Origin of the sequence: Pectobacterium sp. IFB5596 (assembly GCF_021432585.1) — a bacterium.
Taxonomy (GTDB): Bacteria; Pseudomonadota; Gammaproteobacteria; order Enterobacterales; family Enterobacteriaceae; genus Pectobacterium; species Pectobacterium punjabense.
This window is the reverse complement of sequence record NZ_LXFY01000032.1, coordinates 181,849-204,188: the sequence shown is the minus strand read 5'-3', so window position 1 is coordinate 204,188 and position 22,340 is coordinate 181,849. Positions and strand designations below refer to the sequence as shown.

At 51.6% G+C, this 22,340-nt stretch carries 18 protein-coding genes and 1 pseudogene; 7 read left to right on the top strand and 12 right to left on the bottom strand.

Annotation, left to right across the window (positions count from 1 at the left end):
- Positions 1–10: 10 nt before the first annotated feature.
- The 5 genes and pseudogenes from A6301_RS20795 to A6301_RS20775 form a co-directional block, all read right to left on the bottom strand.
- On the bottom strand, positions 11–1,102 hold the full coding sequence (locus A6301_RS20795; RefSeq protein WP_107170922.1) for a PTS fructose transporter subunit IIC: 1,092 nt from the start codon (positions 1,100–1,102) through the stop codon (positions 11–13).
- A 25-nt stretch (positions 1,103–1,127) separates the two neighbouring features.
- Entirely contained in the window at positions 1,128–1,442 is a 315-nt protein-coding gene (locus A6301_RS20790; protein ID WP_039462704.1) for a PTS fructose transporter subunit IIB, read from the bottom strand.
- Positions 1,443–1,455: 13 nt separating this feature from the next.
- On the bottom strand, positions 1,456–1,935 hold the full coding sequence (locus A6301_RS20785; protein ID WP_010280230.1) for a PTS sugar transporter subunit IIA: 480 nt from the start codon (positions 1,933–1,935) through the stop codon (positions 1,456–1,458).
- A gap of 48 nt (positions 1,936–1,983) precedes the next feature.
- Complete coding sequence (locus A6301_RS20780) at positions 1,984–3,534, bottom strand: transcription antiterminator (RefSeq protein ID WP_234258646.1); 1,551 nt, start codon at positions 3,532–3,534, stop codon at positions 1,984–1,986.
- A gap of 418 nt (positions 3,535–3,952) precedes the next feature.
- Positions 3,953–6,355: pseudogene (locus A6301_RS20775) on the bottom strand (TonB-dependent receptor domain-containing protein).
- Positions 6,356–6,607: 252 nt separating this feature from the next.
- Here A6301_RS20775 and A6301_RS20770 point away from each other — a divergent pair.
- The 6 genes from A6301_RS20770 (at position 6,608) to A6301_RS20745 (ending at position 13,483) form a co-directional block, all read left to right on the top strand.
- Positions 6,608–6,955: a DUF2314 domain-containing protein gene (locus tag A6301_RS20770; protein WP_234258645.1), complete on the top strand. Its 348-nt coding sequence runs from the start codon at positions 6,608–6,610 to the stop codon at positions 6,953–6,955.
- Positions 6,956–7,031: 76 nt separating this feature from the next.
- Positions 7,032–7,535, top strand: coding sequence for an SUKH-3 domain-containing protein (locus A6301_RS20765; RefSeq protein ID WP_234258644.1), 504 nt, complete (start codon positions 7,032–7,034; stop codon positions 7,533–7,535).
- 212 nt (positions 7,536–7,747) lie between these two features.
- Positions 7,748–10,018 (top strand): DNA topoisomerase IV subunit A, encoded by a 2,271-nt coding sequence (parC, locus tag A6301_RS20760; protein ID WP_205540795.1) that lies wholly within the window; start codon positions 7,748–7,750, stop codon positions 10,016–10,018.
- 148 nt (positions 10,019–10,166) lie between these two features.
- On the top strand, positions 10,167–10,904 hold the full coding sequence (locus A6301_RS20755; RefSeq protein ID WP_234258643.1) for a 1-acylglycerol-3-phosphate O-acyltransferase: 738 nt from the start codon (positions 10,167–10,169) through the stop codon (positions 10,902–10,904).
- 102 nt (positions 10,905–11,006) lie between these two features.
- A complete protein-coding gene (gene ftsP / locus A6301_RS20750; protein WP_107170929.1) occupies positions 11,007–12,422 on the top strand; it encodes a cell division protein FtsP in 1,416 nt (471 codons plus the stop codon).
- A 323-nt stretch (positions 12,423–12,745) separates the two neighbouring features.
- The gene (locus A6301_RS20745) at positions 12,746–13,483 is read left to right on the top strand and encodes a GntR family transcriptional regulator (RefSeq protein ID WP_234258642.1); all 738 of its coding nucleotides are present in this window, start codon (positions 12,746–12,748) and stop codon (positions 13,481–13,483) included.
- Positions 13,484–13,525: 42 nt separating this feature from the next.
- Here the strand turns inward: A6301_RS20745 and dkgA are convergent, their stop codons facing one another.
- The 3 genes from dkgA to A6301_RS20730 all read right to left on the bottom strand — a co-directional run bounded on the left by dkgA (position 13,526) and on the right by A6301_RS20730 (position 16,655).
- Positions 13,526–14,353 (bottom strand): 2,5-didehydrogluconate reductase DkgA, encoded by an 828-nt coding sequence (gene dkgA / locus A6301_RS20740; protein ID WP_205540797.1) that lies wholly within the window; start codon positions 14,351–14,353, stop codon positions 13,526–13,528.
- A 394-nt stretch (positions 14,354–14,747) separates the two neighbouring features.
- Entirely contained in the window at positions 14,748–15,911 is a 1,164-nt protein-coding gene (yqhD, locus tag A6301_RS20735; RefSeq protein WP_107170932.1) for an alcohol dehydrogenase, read from the bottom strand.
- Between the two features lie 3 nt (positions 15,912–15,914).
- The gene (locus A6301_RS20730; RefSeq protein ID WP_234258641.1) at positions 15,915–16,655 is read right to left on the bottom strand and encodes an NADPH-dependent oxidoreductase; all 741 of its coding nucleotides are present in this window, start codon (positions 16,653–16,655) and stop codon (positions 15,915–15,917) included.
- A 272-nt stretch (positions 16,656–16,927) separates the two neighbouring features.
- Here A6301_RS20730 and A6301_RS20725 point away from each other — a divergent pair, with 272 nt between their 5' ends.
- A complete protein-coding gene (locus A6301_RS20725; protein WP_234258654.1) occupies positions 16,928–17,941 on the top strand; it encodes an AraC family transcriptional regulator in 1,014 nt (337 codons plus the stop codon).
- Between the two features lie 20 nt (positions 17,942–17,961).
- On the opposite strand, the gene A6301_RS20720 is transcribed toward A6301_RS20725, so the two are convergent.
- From A6301_RS20720 to A6301_RS20705, 4 genes are all read right to left on the bottom strand, one after another.
- Positions 17,962–18,621: a DedA family protein gene (locus A6301_RS20720; protein WP_107170935.1), complete on the bottom strand. Its 660-nt coding sequence runs from the start codon at positions 18,619–18,621 to the stop codon at positions 17,962–17,964.
- Between the two features lie 316 nt (positions 18,622–18,937).
- A complete protein-coding gene (gene metC / locus A6301_RS20715; RefSeq protein ID WP_107170936.1) occupies positions 18,938–20,128 on the bottom strand; it encodes a cystathionine beta-lyase in 1,191 nt (396 codons plus the stop codon).
- A gap of 324 nt (positions 20,129–20,452) precedes the next feature.
- Positions 20,453–21,745 (bottom strand): TRAP transporter large permease, encoded by a 1,293-nt coding sequence (locus A6301_RS20710; protein ID WP_014698566.1) that lies wholly within the window; start codon positions 21,743–21,745, stop codon positions 20,453–20,455.
- 15 nt (positions 21,746–21,760) lie between these two features.
- On the bottom strand, positions 21,761–22,267 hold the full coding sequence (locus A6301_RS20705; RefSeq protein ID WP_107170938.1) for a TRAP transporter small permease: 507 nt from the start codon (positions 22,265–22,267) through the stop codon (positions 21,761–21,763).
- Positions 22,268–22,340 lie beyond the last annotated feature (73 nt).

The window sequence follows — 22,340 nt, the reverse complement described above, 5'->3', positions numbered from 1 at the left end:
GCGGCTCCTGTTATTCGAGAGTGAATTTAATGTCTTCGTCACGCACGTTGCTGTCGTCAACGTCGTCGAACTCTTCATCTGCCTGCGTCACGCGTTTCTTAATCAGCGATAGCATTACGCCGCAGATGACCGTGCCGATACCGAGCGCCAGACAGAACATCAGCGGTTTGGTAAACAGCGGGACGACAAACATGCCGCCGTGTGGCACGGGTGCCTCCACGCCCCAGACCATGATGAGTCCGCCCGCGATAGCGGAGGCAACGACGCAACTGGCAACGACTCTGAACAGGTCACGTGCGGCAATCGGGATCACCCCTTCGGTAATCATGCAGATCCCCATCGGGAAGGCGGCTTTCAACGCCTCTTTTTCTGCGCGGGTGTATTTGTAGCGGGTTAGCAGGAAGGACAGCGTGATGCCGAAGGGCGGAATCATTGAGCCGACAAATTTGACGGCTTCAGGTCCGTAGATACCATCGACCAGCATGCCGTCCGCGAAGAGCGACATCGTTTTGTTCACCGGTCCGCCGAAATCGAAGGTTGCCATCGCCCCCAAAATCGCCCCCATCAGGAATTTCGAGCCGCCCTGCATGGATTCCAGTAGATGAATCAGCGCTTTTTGCAGCCAGACGATGGGCTGGCCGATAAACGTCATCATCAGCAGCCCGGCGATAATGGTGCTGAGCAGCGGCAGGATCATGACGGGCATCAGCCCCTGCATCGAGGTGGGTAGTTTGATGTAGCGACGCAGCAGTAGCACGGTGTAGCCGACTAAGAAGCCGCCGAGAATACCGCCGATAAAGCCGGTTTGAATCTGACCGCAGATAAAACCTACGATCAGGCCGGGAGCGAAGCCGGGGCGGTCGGCAATGGAGTAAGCGATCGCGGCGCTGATCAGCGGCACAATCAACCCCATTCCCCAGCCGCCGATCTGATTGAGCATCCACGCAATACTGCCGGTTTGCTTGCCGACGTCCGGGCCGCCGATAACCTGCCCGAGGGCAATACAGATCCCGGCGGCGACAATGAGCGGGATCATCCAGGAAATACCGGTAAGAAGATGCCGCTTTATTTCCTGTCCAACGGTGATTTTTCTGGTGTTCATAATTATTACCCCGAAATTGAGATATTCAGGCACCCGCTAAAGAACTAGCGACTTTTTCCAGAAATTTAATCGGAGATTTAATAACGACCTCCGTTTTTACCCGAACAATAGGCTTACCTTTAAATCGCTCTTCGCCTGTTATTTTTATATCGATGGCCAGAATAACGACATCGGCTGCGGCTATTTCATCAGGCGTTAATTCATTCTCTGTACCAATAGTTCCCTGAGTTTCTACTTTGATAGTGTAATTTAAGGCGTTGGCACCCTTAATGAGTTTCTCGCGTGCGATATAAGTATGCGCAATGCCTGCCGTGCAGGCGGCAACACAAACAATATTCATTTTGAGCCTCGTTTTATGTCGGAGTGACTGGCGCTGTTTCTGCATACTGACTAAACAGCCGAATAATTTTATGGGGATCGGATTCGTCCAGCAGTTGAGCAATCACCTCATCATCGGCCAGCGCACTGGCAACCTGAGACAGCAGGCGAATATGTGTCGTGTTCTGATCTTCCAGACGCACGGCAAAAAGAATAATGCAGCGAACCTGGCTACCGTCCAGCGTTTCCCACGGAATATCCTGACGGGTGCGGCCAATCGCGAGCGTGGTCTGTTTTACGGCGGAGGATTTCCCATGAGGGATCGCAATATGGTTTTCAAAACCGGTTGACCCTTCCGCTTCACGTAACCAGACATCGTGAATAAAATCTTGTTTATTGGTAATGGCACCATCGGCATACAGCAGATCGGTTAATTCATTAATGGCTTCATCTTTATTAGTCGCGGACATATTGAGCTTCACGCGATTGGCATTCAATATTTTATTGATATCCATTTATCACACCTCATCTATAAATTTGAAAAATTAACGTTAGGCCGAGAATCAGTGAGGGACGGCCTGATGCAGCTGATTAGCGATAACTTTTTCGGTAACACGCTTAATGTCATCGTCGTTAAAAAAGGCGGAAACATAGACGACAGGAATGTGTTGCTCTTCCAGATGAATCGTAGAAATAATCAACTCAATCTCTTCCTGTTGGCAAAACGTCTGCATATTACTGGCAGAGATCACGCCAACAATAATCCAGTCAGGAAATGCACGCAGGATACGATTTTTTAATAGATGTGATGTTCCTACGCCGCTGGAACACACCACCAGAATACGTTTATGGGCAATTTTGCGTTCCAGCGCGGCTTGAAAATGAATGGTCAGATAGCCAATTTCATCCTCAGCGACCGGTTTTAATTGGAACCGCTGACAGACTTCGCTCATTGCCTGCTGAGTCATGTCATAAATATCGATAAATTCATTTTTTATATCGTCTAATAACGGGTTTCGAATATGTATTTGGTACTTTAAACGGTTAAGCAACGGCTTGATGTGAATAAGTAATCCCTCATGTAATAACTTATCCGAGCGCAAATCGATATTAATTAAATCAGAAAATATCTGCGTCAATGCGCGCGTGATTCTGCGCGATTCACCGTTAGAGAATTGATAGCGAAACAGTTGGTTATTCGCCCGTTCCTCCATCACAATGCCGGAAGAAATAATATATTGGTAAATAAACCAGACTTCATCCGAAGGTAGCGTGCTCTCGACTCGCTGCTCTATTTGGCTCACCATATTTTGAGCGATGGAGAATATACGATTATCAATCTGCTGATGAACGGATTCTTCCGCCATCATTAACGCTTTTCCCTGCACAATACGGTGCATCATAATTAAGGTATGCGTGAAAATATTGATGTAATAGGGCTCACCGAGCGGATAAGAAAGCTGTCTTTCCATGCCCTGTAACAGCGATTCGACGAAGGACACGTCTTCTTCGCCGAAATAGTTAATCAGCGCTTTATAGCTGCCGGGGTCGAGACGAGAATGGCTTAGCGGGCCGGGTTCTTTGTGGTGCATGACGTCATTAATGAGCGAGGCCATTGCCTGACGTACCTGATTTTCACTGCCTTCAATGTGCGTGCCACTCTGGCTGCGCACCAGCGTCAGCCCCAGTGGATGTAGCCAGCTTTCGATGATTTTCAGGTCGTTAACGATAGAGGCGCTGCTGATAAAATAGCGTTCTGACAGCTTGCTGATAGACGTTTCATGAGGCGTGTCACTTAACAGCTGCGAGGCAATTTTGACGCGACGTGCATTGTTGATCAGCGCATCGGTATCCCCGTCGTCCACGACAATTTGCTGTTCCAGCAATGCGCGGTGTCGATCGTCATCCGTGGTTAACATGATTCCCGCACCAACCTTTTTGTCTGGATAAATATTCCAGACAGAAAGGAAGGCTTCGACAAATTGCATATCACGATAGACGGTTTTTTCCGACACATCGAGGTACTGTGCAATATCTTTAACCGTTACATATCCCTGGTGTTGTAACAGATATTTCAATAAACGGTTCTGACGGGAGGTGAGTGGCTGCATCATATTACCCTCATGCGTATTTAGATTTTCTGATGCTCATCGAATTGATAATTTTTTCTAAATGATTCCCTGTTTTATTTTTCTGTGCATTTATTTAAATAGCGTGCTGTAGTGATTAATCTAGTCGTGATAGTCGATAGGGACAATACTAAATGCTGTCCGCCGAATAGGACAAAAATAAAACAGGGTGTTGAGTGGATATTAATTGGGATCGCGATCACGCTATCATGGGTAATAATTGTGATCTCACCTGCATATTAATTGTTTCGTTAAAAAATGCAGTGAAAATAAGAATATGAGCAAGTCAGAGCGAGGGGAAATAAAAAAAGCAAGAAAGCCGTGGTGCGCTTTCTTGCCTGATAAGGTAGCGATGCCCGAACTGAACATCGCCTTATTTCAGTAAATCAGCGCATCGTGCCGATTAGAAGTCCACATTCACACCAAGCTGGAAGGAACGGCCGGGCGCGGTAGACAGCGCGCGATCGTATTGCCCTTGTCGGTCATCGGTTTCGATCTGACGGCTGCTCAGGTAATCCCAGTATTTACGGTCCGTCAGGTTATACACGCCACCGCTGATTTTCACGTCTTTGGTCACGCGATAGTAGGCGGTTAGATCCACCATGCCATAGCCGGGAATCCGCATATATTCGGCAGTCGAAGCGGTGATTGCTGTGCCAGCATTGGTGTAGTTTTGACGATTGGTATCCTGCGCCTGCTTCCCTTTCTGGAAGGTTGACGTCAGAGCGGCACCGTAGCGCTGTGAAGGATCGTCATAGGCGATGCCAACAACCGCTTTCATCGGGGCTACGCTGTCGAGATCGACATAGCGGTCGCCAAGGTAGCGGGACTGCGATTGGCCTTTGGTATAACCAAACGCCAGCGTGGTGCTGAGCCCATCAACCGCTGGGAACTAGGTGCCTAACTGTATTTTGCTGCTGACTTCACCGCCGTAGATGTAGGCTTTATCACGATTTTCTGCCTGAAATATCGTATTGATATTGTTTGGCACATTGGTAAATTTATCGGGGTTAGCAGCACGGCGGTAGCGGGTATTGGCGATAAAATTCTTATACGTGTTGTAGAACAGCGCCGTACGGAATGTGATTCCCTCCGTTGCTTCGCCTTTTAATCCCCATTCTACGTTGTTACTGGTTTCTGTTTTGAGGTCGCTATTACCGATAAAGGCATATTGAAACGGTCCGGCATAGTTGGCGTCAAGATTGGTGCTGCCATAAAGCTGGCTGGCATCGGGGAACTGTGCGCCGCGGCGGTACTGCAAATAGGTTGTCAGCGTTGGGGTGATGTCGTAGAGGAAACTCAGTGAAGGCAGAATTTGCGTATCGCTGTTGGCTTTGCCGTACAGTCTGTTGACATCGGATTCACTGATGACACTACCGTCACCGCTCAGGCGAACCGTATTGGTCGGTTTGGTACGCTGGTGGACGGCGCGCACGGCTGGAACAACCGAGAAGGCGTGCCCGGCCAGATCCCAAGAGATAGTATCTTGCACGAAGCCGCCGACGGTGTAGCTGTCGCTATCGGCTTCTGGCTGCATGATATTATTCGCACCCGTTTGGTTAGGCGATTGCCTGAATGGACGCTCTGTCTTGGTTTGGCTGGCATTGAGACCCCAGCTAAACTCGTGACGATCCCAGCTTTTCACCAGGTGGGTATCGAAGCCGTACGTTTTTACATTGTAATCAGAATAGACGCGGTGGCTATCGGCTGCCGCCATTCCTGTTGTCGCTGGTAACCAGGTATTGTCGTGTGATTCGCTGTTTTGGAAGTAAATGCGGCTATCAACCAGATCAACCAGCGTGTTGTTAACGGGCGTCCAGCGATCTTTCAGGCTGGCGCTCCAACGGCGTGTCTCGCTGCTCTGTTGCGCCGTGCCGTAAATGGTATTGTTGCCGCTTGGCAAGTTACCCCAGTAATCGTAATGGGTGTGGTTGGTTTTATGATAATAATCCAGCGTACCGGTGAGTTGATGCTCGTCGTTGGCCTGCCAAATACCGGACGCCAAAATGGCGTTAGAGTGCCAGTTGGCAGGGTAAGCGGCGATCTCGTCGCTGTTATTGCGCGTTTGCTGGCCGTCACGACGGCTGAGTACGACAATGCCGCGCAGTTCGGCATCCCCGCCTGCGGCGGTGATGCCGTTATGCCAACCATGGTTGGCAGAGTCGAAGTCACTCTGAAGACCGAAGTAGTCTTGCTTACCCGCTTTCAGATAATCATCGGCAGATTTTGGTCGAAATGAGACGCTGCCTCCGAGTGCGCTGATGGTATTTTCTGCGGAGGTGACGCCTGACTCAATATCAACGCGGCTGTACAGGTAAGGATCGATATAGTCGCGTCCCATACCGAACGTATTGAATCCGGCGCGGCTGGCGTAGCTACGACCTGTTGCATTAGGCAGAGCGATGCCATCGGTATCGATCGCAACACGGTTGCTTTCTATCCCGCGAATGTTGTAGCCCGTGTAGCCACCGCGGTCGAAGCCACTTTTCCCCGTATTGCTACCGCCGCTGGAGCCCGTTGCGCTGATTAACGGCTGGTAACGCATGATGGTGCCAAAATCGTTACCGCCATTTTTCTGCATGTCATTGGCTGTGATTGCAACTGATGAGCCCGCTTTTTTCTCAACTTCAGGTGCGTGCACAGTCATGACGTCACCCGTCGGTTCCGTTTTAGCCGCTGGATTGTCTTGCTTCTTCACGTTGAGTGCGTTGTTGCCTGTGGTGCTATCCGCTGCCATGCTGTTCAGCGCGACGCCAGTCAAGATGCCGGTGAGAAGAATTTTATTTAAATTCTTGTTAATTAACATAATGATACTCTGCTATAAGGTTGTTCTGGCCAGCGGCGTTGAGGAAACATGGCGTGCTGGTAGCTAACGTCTGCAAGGGAAATGCAAAACGGCGAATAACATTAATTATCATGTGGTAATGATAATTATTATCAATATGTTAATCATTATCGTTTGTTGCGGCAATGATGATGAATAATTCTTAATGAAACGGTTTGTCGGCTAGCAAACTCTAAAGCAGGCTGTGTCTGCGTGATGTATCAATGAGGTGTAATGAAATTACCGACTTACGAAACCGATCGCTACGAGCTGGACGATGGCGAAGCGATTAACCGCGAATACCCAGATTCGTTCTGGATTCCGGCCAAAGCAATGCGTGAATCGCTGGAACCCGGAGATTTTGTTAAGTTGATCTTCCGGATGGAGGAAACGGCGGGCTCTGACGATCTTTCAGTAGAAAGAATGTGGGTCAACGTGACGAAAAAGCACCCAGCGTTTTACGAAGGGGTTTTAGATAACGAGCCTACGGGAAGCGACTGTGTGCAATGCGGTCAGACGGTTACGTTTCATGCTTGCCACGTGATTGCTATCTATGGAAAGAATGAAGAACGGCATCGCTAACACGAGTGATGTTCGTGCTGATTTCACTATGTTTAGCGTCGCAGTACGGCGATCCTATGATGCAAGGTGACTAACGATGTTTATTGAAATACCCCAATCTGTTTTTCCACTGTTTCACGCGTCAGGCTGGCCGCATGTCGAACCGCAACCAATCCCGCCGTTTGTGCCAGAGAATCATCCGGCCGCTGACATCCTGCACGCGTTCAGCGGGTTGACGGTCGGGCAGTGCGGCGCAGGGGAAGAGTGCGCCAGTGGTGATATTATTTTTGGCAGCAGCGTAGATTTGCAGGAGGATGAAACGCTACTTGAGTGGCAAGGTATTCTGAATACGACGCTGATTCTCATTGGTGAGACTCATCATTCGCACGCTGCCTTGCTGATGGATAGCGCGGGTGCCTGCTACGGGATGAGCTTTATACATGAGGCATTCTGGTTTGAAGGGGCGTCTTTTGAGGTCGCTGTTGAGCGCATTCTGCTTGGCCGGAAGGGGAAACCCATGCTGCGACCAAACCAACCGTCAATATCCGTCTATGGCGAGACGATTACTGCCGATCATCCGAGCGTCCACCATTACTGCTAGCCGCCTGCTTCGGTAGCGTTGGATTCACACCGGCCATCGCCTGGCGCGAGGGTTTTCTGAGAACAACATCGTTTCCTGTGACGCAGTTTCCTGCTAACTGTTCCCTGTGACATCACCTCATCAGATAAGGTACTATTCCCGCCAAACATACCGCCACTATGGCGTGCCGGAAAGCGTAACCATCGCGCCGCGATGTGAGGGAAATGAGATAAATGAGTGAGATGACTCATGACGGCGCAGAAAGCCTTGCGCTGCGCACGTTTACCGAAAATGCATATCTGAATTATTCCATGTACGTCATCATGGACAGGGCATTGCCGTTTATTGGCGATGGCCTGAAACCTGTGCAGCGTCGCATTGTGTATGCGATGTCCGAGCTGGGGCTGAATGCCAGCGCCAAATTTAAAAAATCCGCCCGTACCGTGGGTGACGTGCTGGGTAAATACCACCCGCACGGCGACAGTGCCTGTTATGAGGCGATGGTGCTGATGGCGCAGCCGTTCTCTTACCGCTATCCGCTGGTGGATGGTCAGGGAAACTGGGGGGCACCGGACGATCCGAAATCGTTCGCCGCCATGCGTTATACGGAATCGCGGTTGTCCAAATACGCGGAAGTGCTGCTGTCAGAGTTAGGGCAGGGAACGGTCGATTACACCCCGAATTTTGATGGCACGATGCAAGAGCCGAAGATGCTGCCTGCACGTCTGCCGAATATTCTGCTGAACGGCACCACCGGGATCGCTGTCGGGATGGCAACGGATATCCCGCCGCACAACGTGCGTGAAGTTGCTGCGGCAGCCGTCATGCTGCTGGAAAACCCGAAGGCCTCGCTGGACGATTTGCTCCAACATGTACAGGGGCCGGATTTCCCGACGGAAGCTGAAATCATTACGCCACGCGATGAAGTGCGCAAACTCTACCAGAATGGCCGTGGCTCGGTGCGGATGCGTGCGGTCTGGAAGAAAGAAGACGGTGATGTGGTGATTACCGCACTGCCGCATCAGGTTTCTGGTGCCAAAGTGTTGGAACAGATTGCCAGCCAGATGCGCGCGAAGAAGCTGCCGATGGTGGAAGACCTGCGTGATGAATCCGATCACGAGAACCCAACTCGTCTGGTGCTGGTGCCACGCTCGAACCGTATCGATATGGATCAGGTGATGAATCATCTGTTCGCCACTACCGATCTGGAAAAGAGCTATCGCGTTAACATGAACATGATCGGTCTGGATGGTCGTCCTAGCGTGAAAGGGCTGGTTGAGATCCTGAGCGAATGGCTGGTATTCCGTCGCGACACCGTGTGTCGCCGATTGAACTACCGTCTGGAAAAAGTGCTCAAGCGCCTGCATATCCTTGAAGGCTTGCTGATTGCGTTCCTGAACATTGATGAAGTGATTCATATCATCCGCACGGAAGACGAGCCGAAGCCCGTACTGATGCGCCAGTTCAGCCTGAGTGAAACTCAGGCTGAAGCGATCCTGGAACTGAAATTACGTCACTTGGCCAAGCTGGAAGAGATGAAAATTCGCGGTGAGCAGGACGATTTGGCCAAAGAGCGCGATCAACTTCAAGCGCTGCTGGCGTCAGAACGTAAGCTCAGCAATCTGATTAAGAAAGAAATTCAGGCAGATGCGCAAGCCTATGGCGACGATCGTCGTTCGCCGCTGCATGAACGCGGCGAAGCGAAGGCGATGAGCGAGCATGACTTTGTGCCGTCAGAACCCGTTACCATTGTGTTGTCGGAAATGGGCTGGGTACGCAGTGCCAAAGGGCATGACATCGATCCTACTGGGCTGAGCTATAAAGCGGGCGATAGTTTCCGCGCCGTTGCGAAAGGCAAGAGCAATCAACCCGTAGTGTTTATTGACTCCACCGGCCGTAGCTACGCGCTGGACCCGATCACGCTGCCTTCCGCACGCGGTCAGGGCGAGCCGTTAACGGGCAAACTCACGCCGCCACCGGGCGCGACGATTGAACAGGTGCTGATGGCCGCAGACGATCAGCCGTTGCTGATGGCGTCGGACGCGGGCTATGGATTTGTCTGTACCTTCAACGATCTGGTCGCACGCAACCGCGCAGGCAAAGCGATTATTACGCTGCCGGATAATGCGAAGGCATTAGCACCGATCGAGATCAAAGGAGAAGATAACCTGCTGATGGCGATCACTGCCGCAGGCAGAATGCTGCTGTTCCCTGTCTCTGATTTGCCACAGTTGTCGAAAGGGAAGGGCAACAAGATCGTGTCCATCTCTTCTGCTGACTTTGCGGAAGGTAAAGACCGTCTGACCTGGCTGTATCTGCTGCCACCACAGGCTTCCGTCACGCTGTATTTCGGTAAGCGTAAGCTGGTGCTGCGTCCAAACGAGCTTCAGAAGTATCAGGGCGAGCGTGGACGGAAAGGTACGCTACTGCGTGGGCTGCAACGCATCGATCGGATTGAGGTGGATGCGCCGCAGCAGGCCGATACTGGCAGCAGCGAAGAATAACGCCTCCCTATTGTCATTGTGCATGTAGAAAGGCGGTGTTTACCGCCTTTCTTTGGTTTCCGGTTGCTATCCCGCAGCAAATTGAATCACCGTGTGTTTTCGCGCGGAATCGCTATACTAGCGGCGGCTGTTGGCTAATGAGGTTGCTATGTTATCCATTTTGCGTTTTTTTGTTGTTGTCATATTTTCGATTTTGATCTGTATTTTTGGCTTGTTTTACTGTCTGTTCAGCCCTCGAAATCCCCGTCATGTGGCAACTTTCGGTCGTCTTTTTGGCCGCTTGTCCGTGGTGTTTGGCCTGAAAGTAGAAATGCGGATACCGGAAGAAGCGGCGCATTATGGCAATTGCATCTATATCGCGAATCATCAGAATAATTACGATATGGTGACGGTTTCCAGCGCGGTTCAGCCTCGTACTGTCACCGTCGGTAAAAAAAGTCTGCTGTGGATTCCGTTCTTTGGACCCCTCTACTGGTTGACGGGTAACTTGCTGATTGATCGTGAAAATCGTGCCAAAGCGCATGGCACCATCGCTCAGGTCGTGAAGCATATTAAAGAGCGTAATACCTCTATCTGGATGTTCCCTGAAGGGACACGCAGCCGTGGGCGTGGCCTGATGCCATTCAAGACCGGTGCTTTTCATGCCGCGATTAGCGCAGAAGTGCCGGTTGTGCCGATTTGCGTTTCTACGACCAGTAATAAGGTGAAGTTGAACCGCTGGAATAACGGACTCGTTATCGTAGAAATGTTGCCACCCATCGATACCCGCGCATATACCAAAGAGCAGGTTCGCGAGCTGGCTGCACATTGCCATGATGTGATGGCGGCCAAGATTGCGGAACTGGATGCGGAAGTCGCGGCGCGCGAAGCAGCAGACAAAAAATAAAATTATCCCACCGAGTTACTCGATTATTTCTTCCGATTGTCTATTCAAGAACGAATCGGAAGATAAACTTTGCTTACGGTTTATTGGATTTACGGAGTCATTATGTCACTCAGCCGACGTCAGTTTATTCAGGCATCGGGCCTTGCGTTATGTGCGGGTATGACGCCACTAGCAGCGAAAGCCAGTGGGAATCCCATCGCATTGCCGATACCTCCATTACTGGAGTCGCGCCGAGGCCAGCCGCTTTTTCTGACGATGCAGCGTGCTCATTGGGCATTTTCTGGCGATCGTAAGACGTCCATTTGGGGAATTAACGGCCGTTATTTAGGGCCGACGGTGCGAGTCTATGACGGCGATGATGTTAAGCTAATTTACAGCAATCGCCTGAATGAGCCTGTCGCGATGACGATTGGTGGGTTGCAGGTGCCAGGGCCGTTGATGGGCGGGGCGGCTCGCATTATTTCTCCAGGAACCGATTGGTCACCGGTGTTGCCGGTTCGTCAACCAGCGGCGACCTGCTGGTATCATGCGAATACACCGAACCGCATGGCACCCCATATTTATAATGGATTGGCAGGGCTGTGGTTGGTGGAAGACAGCACCAGCAAATCTCTGCCTCTGCCTAATCACTACGGTGTCGATGATTTCCCCTTGATTATTCAGGATAAACGACTGGATAACTTTGGCGTCCCTCTCTATAACCCACCTTCTAATGGTGGGTTCGTCGGTGACTCGCTGTTAGTCAATGGCGTCCAAAACCCCTTTGTTGAAGTTTCTCGCGGCTGGGTTCGCCTGAGATTGTTGAACGCGTCGAACTCCCGGCGTTACGTAATGCGACTCAGTGATGGCCGAGCGATGCATGTGATCGCCAGCGATCAAGGGCTGTTGCCCGCGCCAATGGCGGTGAACCAACTGTCGCTCGCGCCCGGAGAACGACGTGAAATACTGGTCGATATGTCTCAAGGCGAAGATGTCACGCTGACGGCAGGTGAATCAGCTGGGATTATGGATCGCCTGCGCGGCTTGTTTGAGCCTTCCAGTATCCTGATTTCCACCCAAATTGTTACGCTTAAACCGACGGGGCTGTTGCCATTAGTCACAGACAACCTACCGATGCGTTTGCTGGCCGACAACATCATTGAAGGTAGCATCAGTCGCACGCGTGAATTCCGTCTGGGTGACAGTCTGCCCGGCATCAACGGCGCGATGTGGGACATGACGCGTGCCGATGTGCAAACTCAGCTTGGCCGCTGTGAACGCTGGATTATCCACGCCGACACGCCGCAGGCTTTCCACATTCAGGGCGTCAAGTTTCTGGTGCGCAGCGCGAATGGTCGCCCACCCGCGGTGGAAGACAGCGGCTGGAAAGATACGGTATGGGTGGATAACGATGTCGAACTGCTGGTGTATTTCATGCAGCCTTCCTCAATGGCGTTCCCTTTCCTCTATTACAGCCAGACGCTGGAGCTGGCCGATCGCGGCTCGACGGGACAGCTTATCGTACAGACGGCGATGTGAGTCTCTATCCTGCCAACAATCCTTCGCCGTTACGGATGTAACGGCAATATCACCCACCCTCGTTTGTTTCTTAATGTGATCCACTTCTATTCAGACACACCAAAATTAAAGATGCGGAGCTGTGCGGACGATACCTTATAGAGTGATGTTGCTCTGTACTAAGGGAATATTTCGGATTCGGATACTGGGTTTAACGCGTCATAAAAATATTTTTTATTACAACAAATTCAGAATCAGAGTATTTCGTGGCGTCATGGAATCAGGTTCACTTCTGTTTTAACTCATACGTAGCCAGAATGCTGCGTTATTGAAAAGGCTGTGCTATGCGGGAATTACTGCTTTGGGTCAGGGATCAGCTTGCTGGGGCGTCGTCGGCCCCCCGCTATATGCAGCTTGCGTCGTTGCTTGAATCAGAAATCGGCCGCCGGAAGACGTTATCAGGCCAGTTCTTACCTGCGGAAAGATTGATTGCGCAACAGTTGGGATTATCGAGAGTCACGGTTTCCCGATCTTTGTCGTTGCTGGAAGAGAAGGGGATGATTGTTCGCCAGCAGGGGGTTGGGACTCGCGTTGCCCAACGGCTTAATTATGCGTTGAGTGCTGAAGACGAAGGGTTCACCGCACTGGTGCTGAAGCAAGGCGGTGTTGCTGGCAGCCTCTGGCTGGAGAAGGTAATACAGGTTCCTCCCGCTGCAATCGCCGCGAAAATGTCTCTGCCGGAAGGCGAGGCCGTGACCTATCTGCGACGCGTCCGGCTCAGCAATGGCGAGCCCGTCTCGCTGGAAACGACCTGGATACCGCAAAAATTTTTACCCGACCCCGAGACGCTTGAGCAGTCTCTCTATCAATATTGGGTGGCGCGTGGGATCACGCCGGACAAAAAACGCTATCGCTTTAAAGCAATGCCCTGCGCAGAAGAGGTTGCCGAACGTCTTGGTATCGTAGCGGGCGCTCCTGTGCTGTATTGCCAACTGCATGTTTACAACGAACAGGGTGAATTGCTGGAATATAGCGAGGCACATTGCCGTAGCGATGTGTATGAGATTCAGTTTGCTGACTAGAGAAAAAATGCCAGCAGGGGGAATGCTGGCATCAAAGACGGGCTAGTCGTTTCTCGGTTCGTCAGGATCTGAACCCAGGCGTTTTCCACTGTCCAGCTTGGCAATTTCACCCAGCTCGTCTTTATCCAGACGGAAATCGAACACCTCGAAGTTTTCCTTGATACGTGCAGGTGTCACCGATTTAGGGATCACCACCAACCCACTGTCCAGATGCCAGCGGATCACAATCTGTGCCGGTGTTTTCCCGTATTTCATCGCCAGTTTGCGGATAATCGGGTGATCAAAGACCCCTTCGCCACCCTGCGCCAGCGGGCTCCAGGATTCAGTCTGAATATGGTGTGTGGCATTCCAAGCGTGGAGCTGTTTTTGCTGAAGAAGCGGGTGCAGTTCGACCTGATCGATGACAGGCAAGACGCCCGTTTCTTCTTTTAACCGCTGTAAATGGTGGATATGGAAATTACTGACGCCGATGCTTTTCGCCAGACCTTGTTCCTGAAGCTTGATGAGCCCGCGCCAGGCATCTACGAAAGTATTCTGTTGCGGTAATGGCCAGTGAATCAGGTAGAGATCGACGTAGTCTAACCGAAGCTTCCGCAGACTTTCTTCCAGCGCCTTTTGGGGATCGGTGTGATCGCCATTCCAGAGTTTGGTGGTGATGAACACCTCTTCACGCGGTAGATTTGCGGAACTCAGCGCCTGACCGACCGCTTCCTCGTTCTTATAAATCGCGGCGGTATCGATCGCCCGATAACCGATGGACAATGCTTCAGTCACGGCGGTCACCGTGTCCTCACTGCTTGCTCGCCAGACCCCAAGGCCCAACTGGGGCATGATATTGCCGTCCGCCAGCTTCACTTTCGGTTGCGTCATCTCATTCTCCTTTTATATCCGTTAATCCATAAACGTATCATAGGCTTAACTGGATGGGCGACCTGTTCATATCACGGACAGAGGGGAACGTGATCCCTCGCAGGAACAGGCATATGGTTTCAGTTTAGTAGAAAAATTCGCTGGCTATGTGTGGTCGGATGATAAAGGGAGCCGATTGGCTTCATGCAGATCGTTTAAGCATCGAGATACACGGGGTGACCACAGGGGTGAAGCCTCCCTGCGGGAACCTTCCCCTGTGTTTCCCCTCATAACAGGCTTAAGCGATCGGTATTAGCTGAGCGGCTCCCCTTAACAGACACAGCATTGAGGGGGGATATGTGATTTAAACGATAGCGTGTTCTCCTGTAACTCGAATTATTGAGGACTAAGAGGCTTAACGCGCCGCTTCGTAAATCTTCTGGCTTTCTTCCAGCGTGATGTCACGGTGTTCGCCTAATGCGGTTAGGCCGTGCTCGTTGAGTTTGGCAACCAGCGTCGGAATGGAACTGCCATCCAATTGATAGTCAGAGAAGCGGGTCGGCACGCCCATTGTCTCGAAGAAATCACGCGTAGCGGCAATCGCACCGTCGATGCGCTGGTCTTCGCTACCGTCGCGCAGGTTCCAGACGCGCTCGGCGTATTGCAGCAGTTTGTCACGCTTCTGGGCTCTCCTTGCTGTCAGCATGGCGGGCAGGACGATAGCCAGCGTCTGGGCATGGTCGAGGCCGTGCAGCGCCGTTAATTCGTGCCCCAGCATGTGGGTTGACCAGTCCTGCGGCACGCCTGCGCCAATCAGGCCGTTCAGTGCCATGGTGGCGCTCCACATCACATTGGCTCTAACCTTGTAGTTTTCCGGTTCAGCCAGCGCACGCGGGCCTTCTTCAACCAGCGTCAGCAGCAAGCCTTCCGCAAAACGATCCTGTACTTTGGCATCGACGGAATACGTCAGATACTGCTCAACGGTATGAACGAATGCATCGACCACGCCGTTCGCAATTTGGCGAGCGGGCAGGGTGTAAGTCACCACCGGATCGAGTACGGCGAAGAGCGGCTGCGTGTATCGCGAGCGGAAGGCGAGCTTATCGTTGGTTGATTTACGGGTGATGACCGCGCCATTGTTGGATTCTGAACCGGTCGCTGGCAGAGTGAGTACCGCTGCCATCGCGATGCCGCGATCGATTTCCGCACCGCCGGTTTGCAGAATATGCCACGGGTCTTGCGCAGCCTGATAGTCTGCGGCAGCCGCGATAAATTTTGTGCCATCAACCACAGAGCCACCGCCAACCGCCAGCAAGAAATCAATCTTCTCTGCACGAACAACCTCGACAGCTTTCATTAGCGTTTCATACGTCGGGTTGGGTTCAATGCCGGAAAATTCGCGTACGTTGCGGCCTTCTAATGCGCGATAGACCTGATCCAGCACGCCATTATGCTTCACGCTGCCGCCGCCGTAAGTGATGAGAATACGGGCATCGGCAGGGATTTCTTTGCCTAATTCAGCAATCTGGCCTTCGCCAAACAGAATTTTGGTCGGGGTGTGGAGTGTGAAATTTAGCATAGGTTATTTTTCCAGTTTAAAGCCCTGTTGAAGGATTGCGGGTAAGACTTTCGGGAAGTAGATGTGTTGGTAGTAGCTGGCGGTGTTATCCCCCCAGTTATCGCCGTCTGCGCGGCCGGTTTCCTGCCAGTGTGTCACCAGCGTGTGGTTATATTGCTCAATCGCCGCAGGCAGAACATCCTGATGATAGGTTTCATCATGGCGGAATGAATTCAGCGGCAGGCGTGGCTTCTGGTATGCGGGAGTATCGACATAGCCGATAGCGACGCCTGCGACGGGGAACGTCAATTCAGGAAGCGCCAGAAAGTCGATCATTGCCTGCGGCTCACGACGAATACCGCCAATCGGGACGATACCCAGCCCAAATGAGCGGGCGGCTGCCATCAACGTGCCAAGCGCGATGCCGACATCGGTTGTACCTGCGATCAGGCTTTCTATGCTTTCATGTGCGTGTTGCTGTTTTCCGCTCATGGCAATCCCGACCTGCGTTTTGTGCATATCTAGCACTACGGTAATAAATACGGGGGCTTTGGCAATCCACGGTTGTCCGCCAGCCAGTTCGGCAATGCGTGCCTTGCGTTCTGGGTCGCGGGTGATGATGAGAGACACTTGCTGAGAGTTCACGGACGTTGGTGCCAGATGGGCGGATTGAACAATGGCATCCAGTACGTCATCGGGAATGGGTTTATCAAGATAGCTACGTTCGCTGCGATGTGACGTAAACAGTTCAATCGTTTTATTCATGTCTTTTCCCGAGTAATAGTGGGCAAATGTATGCTCACTATTGTCATCAACCCAGGGAAGACGTTCAATGCACATTCCTGTTTGGTTATTGCCTATTTCTACAAAATACAGGAGAAAAGGGTGATAATAATTCACGGGTGTGTCATTTTATTTCTACTGTCAGGAGAAAGGCTTCAGACAGGAAAAAATAACGGTAGTGAGATAACACTATGTTGATTGAAGACCAAGGCGTGTTGATTGAAAACCAAGGCGTGTTGACGAAAGGCGAGGGCATGTCGACGGAGAGCCAATGCGAGCGGCTTGTTCAGAAACAAAAAGTTCAGAAACAAATCGTTCAGAAACAAATCGTTCAGAAGCAAACAGAACAGCTACTCACCGCGCGGCAACGCATCGTGCAACAGGCCATACGCTGTTCAGCCAAAAGCTGGGTCACGCCTTCTCTCGTGCCTCAGGTCAAAATTCTGTATACGGAACAGCACCATCCGCGAGTACCGGTGATGTATGAGCCGACGATTGTCATCATTTTCGAAGGGAAAAAGATTGGCTATCTGGGCGGAAAAACGTTCCAGTACGACGCGGAAAATTATCTGTTGATGACCGTTCCACTGCCGTTCGAATGTGAAACGATAGCCAGCGTTGAGAACCCGCTAGTGGGGATGGCAATCCGCATCGATATCCAAATGCTTCAGGATTTGCTGATCGACATCGGTGATGATGACAGCGCGATCCGCCCCTGTTCCTGCTCGTGCGGAGTGAATAGCGCACCGCTGACCGATGAGATTCTGTGTGCCGTTGAGCGACTGCTGGATGCGATGAATAACCCACGTGATGCTCGAGTACTGGGTCCGACGATTGTGCGCGAGATTATCTACCATATGCTCTGTGGCGAAAGCGGTTCGGCATTGCAGGCGTTGGTGAATCGGCACACGCACTTCAGCCAAATCACTAAAGCGCTGCGACGCATTGAGAATCACTACGCCGATAGCCTGAATGTGGAACAGCTGGCCGCCGAGGTGAACATGAGCGTCTCTGCGTTTCATCATAACTTCAAGGCGGTCACCAACACATCGCCGTTGCAGTACCTGAAATCCTACCGCTTACATAAAGCACGGGGGATGATGCTCAACGATGGCCTGAGAGCGGGCGTTGCAGCCGCTCGCGTCGGATATGAGAGTGCGTCGCAGTTTAGCCGGGAATTTAAACGCTACTTTGGCGCGACGCCGGGTGATGAAGTGGCGAGATTAAAGGCCAGTAATATGGTGGTTGAGGAAAGCGGAATACGGTAATAAATCGCACGGTTACCCGATTAGGCGACGGTGCGCTTTTTACGCCATACCACAACAGCCATGCCGATCAGGCCGCTGACCAGTAAAATAATCGGCAGCAGGATCAGTGCGGTCATCACCTGATCCTCATAGCGTTTGACCAGCGGAATGTGGCTAAGTGCATAGCCGAGCGTGACAATTCCACCGACCCACAGCAGCCCGCTGAGCCAGTTGAAAATTTGAAAACGCGTATTGTTTAACCCGGAAATCCCCGCCATTGTTGGCAGCAGCGTGCGGATAAACGCTAAAAAACGACCAACCAGCAGCGCCATCAGGCCGTGACGGTGAAATAGATGATGCGCACGTTGGTGATAATGTGCAGGGAGCTGTAACAGCCAGCCTTTTACCAATCGGGTATCGCTCAGCCAGCGGCCCTGAAGATAGCTGAGCCAGCAGCCGAGACTGGCGGCGATGGTAAGCAGAATCATCGTGGGGAAAAAGCTCATCACGCCTTTGGCAATCATGGCTCCGGTGAGCAGCAGCAGGCTATCGCCGGGCAGAAAAGAGGCAGGTAGCAGGCCGTTCTCCAGAAACAGCGTCGTGAACAGAATGCCGTAAATCACCCAAATGACGTGGGGATCGGCCAATGCACTAAAATCCTGCTGCCAGAGCGCCTGAATAATGTCGTGAACCACACTCATATTACTTCCCGCCAGTGACGATATTCACTATTTCCCAGGCTGCGGCGATGAAACGCTGAGTTACCTGAAATCTATTGTCTATCAAGTGTCTATCAAGCCCTAAAGTCGATATGGGGCAAACGCCTTGTCGTATTGTGATAATACGGCAAGGCTTAATGCTAAATTTTGGTTAAGGTAACGCGTTTTTGGTAAGCGTTGACTCATGATTATCATAACGCATTACCCACCGCGCCGCAGGGGAAATCAAGACGCGGCGGTTTTATGGCCGTCACACTTCCTGTAATTTGTTTCCTATCGCCCGACAACGCTGAGCGTGCTAGGCACGTAGCCTGCTGAAACCCGCGGCCAGATCGTCGATCAGATCGTCGCTGTCTTCAAGTCCAATATGTAACCGGATAAGTGTGCCGGTAAAGTCTACCCCACTCACTGGGCGGAGCGCTGCCAGTTCTTCCGGCTGGTTTGCCAGAATCAGAGACTCAAAGCCACCCCAGGAATACGCCATGCTGAAGTGCTCAAAATGGTCCAGATAGTGCGCCAACGTTTCTTTGCTTAATTTCTCTTTTAACACAAAGGAGAACAAACCGTTGCAACCGTTAAAATCACGTACATAGAACGCATGTCCTTTGCACCCTGGTAACGCGGGGTGATTAACGACGGCGACTTCTGGCCGTTCCGCCAGCCATTTCGCAATGCGGATGCTGCTTTCCTGATGTTGTTTGAGCCTGACGCCCAATGTACGCAGACCACGGCTGGCGACGTAGGCGGTATCGGCATCCACCATTTGTCCCATCAGGTAAGAATGCTCGCGCAGTTGCGCCCAACAGCGTTCGTTAGCGACAGCCGTACCGATCATGGCATCGGAATGGCCGACGATATATTTCGTACCGGCCTGAATCGAGATATCAATATCGAAGTCGAACGCTTTGAATAAAATGCCCGCAGCCCAGGTGTTATCAATCATGACAACGATTTCGGGATTGATACGGCGCACGGCTTGGACAATAGCTGGCACATCGTGGACTTCCATGGTGATAGAGCCCGGCGATTCAAGAAAGACCACTTTGGTATTCGGCTGGATTAGCTCGGCAATCCCGGCACCAATGAGCGGATCGAAATAGGTGGTGCTGACGTTCAGCTTGCTGAGCACTTTCGTGCAGAAATCCTGTGTGGGTTCATAGGCTGACTCTGTAACCAGAATGTGATCGCCTGCCGCAACGAAAGAGAGGATCGCGTTAGAGATAGCGGCGGCACCACAAGGGTACAACGCACAGCCTGCGCCGCCTTCCAGTTCCACCATCGCTTCCTGAAACGAGAAATGGGTCAACGTGCCTCGGCGACCATAGAATAGCGCCCCCTTGGCTCGGTTAATGGTGGCGTGTTTCTTATCCTGTACGGTATCGAATACCAGAGAAGAGGCGCGCTGAATAACGGGGTTTACGGAGCCATGGGTGAATTTCTTGCTGCGTCCTGCGGCGACTAACGCGGTTGCCGTTTTTTTGCTTGTCATAGCCACTATCACCTTTTCTGTTCAGTCCTGCTGAATGACGTAATACGCCAGCTCATTCCCAGCAGTGAGCGCATGGGAATCGCGGAGCATAATGGGATTTATTCGAATTCGATTTGTGAGGTCTACGTTATCACGGCTGGAGCGGCGTGTGGGTGGCTTTTGTCATCACGGAAAAATGTTCTCTATCGCTGACATTCCCGCAGCGAAAGGGGCTTTCATCAATTTTGATGGGATAAGCTTGGAGGTAGGTGAAAATATTTCAGGTAAGAAAAGCGCCAGGTTCTTCTGCATTGCTACGAAGAACATGGCGCGATTGGGGGGGAATTACCCCGTATGGACGCCAAAGAATTTGGGCAGCCAGAGCGAGATAGCCGGAATATAGGTGACGAGCATCAGTACAAAGAAAAGTCCGCAGTAGAAGGGCAGCATCGCTTTAACGACTTGCTCTATCTTCTGTTTACTGACTGCACTGGCGACGAAAAGTACCGACCCTACCGGCGGTGTAATCAGGCCGATCCCGAGGTTAACCAGCATGATCATACCAAAATGTACTGGATCGATGCCGAGTGAGTGAGCGACAGGCAGCAGTACGGGGGTCAGGATCAGGATCAGCGGCGCCATGTCCATCAGCGTACCGACTAGCAGCAGCATGATGTTAATCCACATCAGGATGACGTACTTGTTATCCGAAATGGAAGTGAAAAACTCGGTAATGCGGGCGGGCAACTGCATATAGGTCATGATGGCACCGAATGCGGCAGCGAAACCGATCAGGATCATGACGATCGTGACGGTTTTTACCGTGCGGTACATCAGCTTGGGCAGTTCTGACCATTTATAGTCTTTATAGATAAACATGGTCACGAAGAAGGACCACAGGCAGGCAATGGCCGCAGATTCGGTCGCGGTAAAAATACCGGACAGAATACCGCCCATGATGATGACCACGGTCATCAACCCCCACAGGGTATCGACAAAGATTTTCAGCGCCTGACGGAACGGTACGCGCTCGCCTTTCGGGTAGCCTCGTCGATGCGCGAAACCGACGCACATTACCATCAAGGTCAGACTGAGCAGCAGGCCGGGCAGAATTCCTGCGATAAACAGTGAGGCGATCGAAACCGTACCACCGGTTGCCAGCGAGTAGATGACAGAGTTGTGGCTGGGTGGTGTCAGAATCGCCTGTACGGAGCCGCTGGCAGTGACGGCGGCAGAGAAGTCGCGTGGGTAGCCCTTCTTCTCCATTTCCGGGATCATCACTGAACCGATTGAAGCCGTATCTGCCACCGAAGAGCCGGATATTGCACCGAAAAATGTCGATGCGACGATGTTAACGAGCGATAAGCCGCCGCGAATAAAGCCGACAAAAATATACGCGAAGCTGACCAGCCTGCGGGCGATGCCACCTTCGGCCATAATGGCCCCAGCCAGAATAAAGAAGGGAATCGCCAGCAGCGAAAATTTGTTCACGCCGTTGGTAATCTGAATCATGACTGCCTCAAGCGGCAGATCGATCCAGAAAGCGCCAACAATCGCGCTCAACCCTACCGCGTAGGCGACAGGAACGCCGACCGCAAGCAGCACAGCCAGCGTGGCAACAAGAATAAATGCATCCATGGTATTGGCTCCGAATTAAGAACTGCCAAGCATGACCACAGGGCGTTTATCCTGCGGGCCGAAAAACATTTTTTCGATGATGAAGAGCACGGTGATGAACGAGCCGATAGGCAGCGGCAAATAACTTTCACCCGCGGTTAATAATGGAAATTCTGCGACGGGCTGTTCCCATAATTCCATACAAAGCACGGTGCTGTAATAGAGAATAAACAGGCTGATTAAGAGCATCAGGATATTCGACAGGTGAGCGCAAATCTTCTTACCGGATTCTGGCAATCTGTCGGTAAACATGCTGACTGCAATATGTGAGCTAGAACGGTAACTGACGGCTGCGCCTACAAAAGTAAACGTCACCATACAAATAATCGAAATGGGTTCTGGCCAGGATAAGGCTGAATTTAAAACATAACGTGCGAATATGCCGATAGGAATTATTAGCGTCATAATTAATAACGCCAGACCAGAAACCCACATGGCAATACGATAGAGTATATCCATACTTAAGTGATAAGACTGTGCCATTGCGCCACCTATATTCACTTCGCTAAATGAGCAGCGAAGGATAATTGTTAATATGAGGCTATTCATGGTGGCG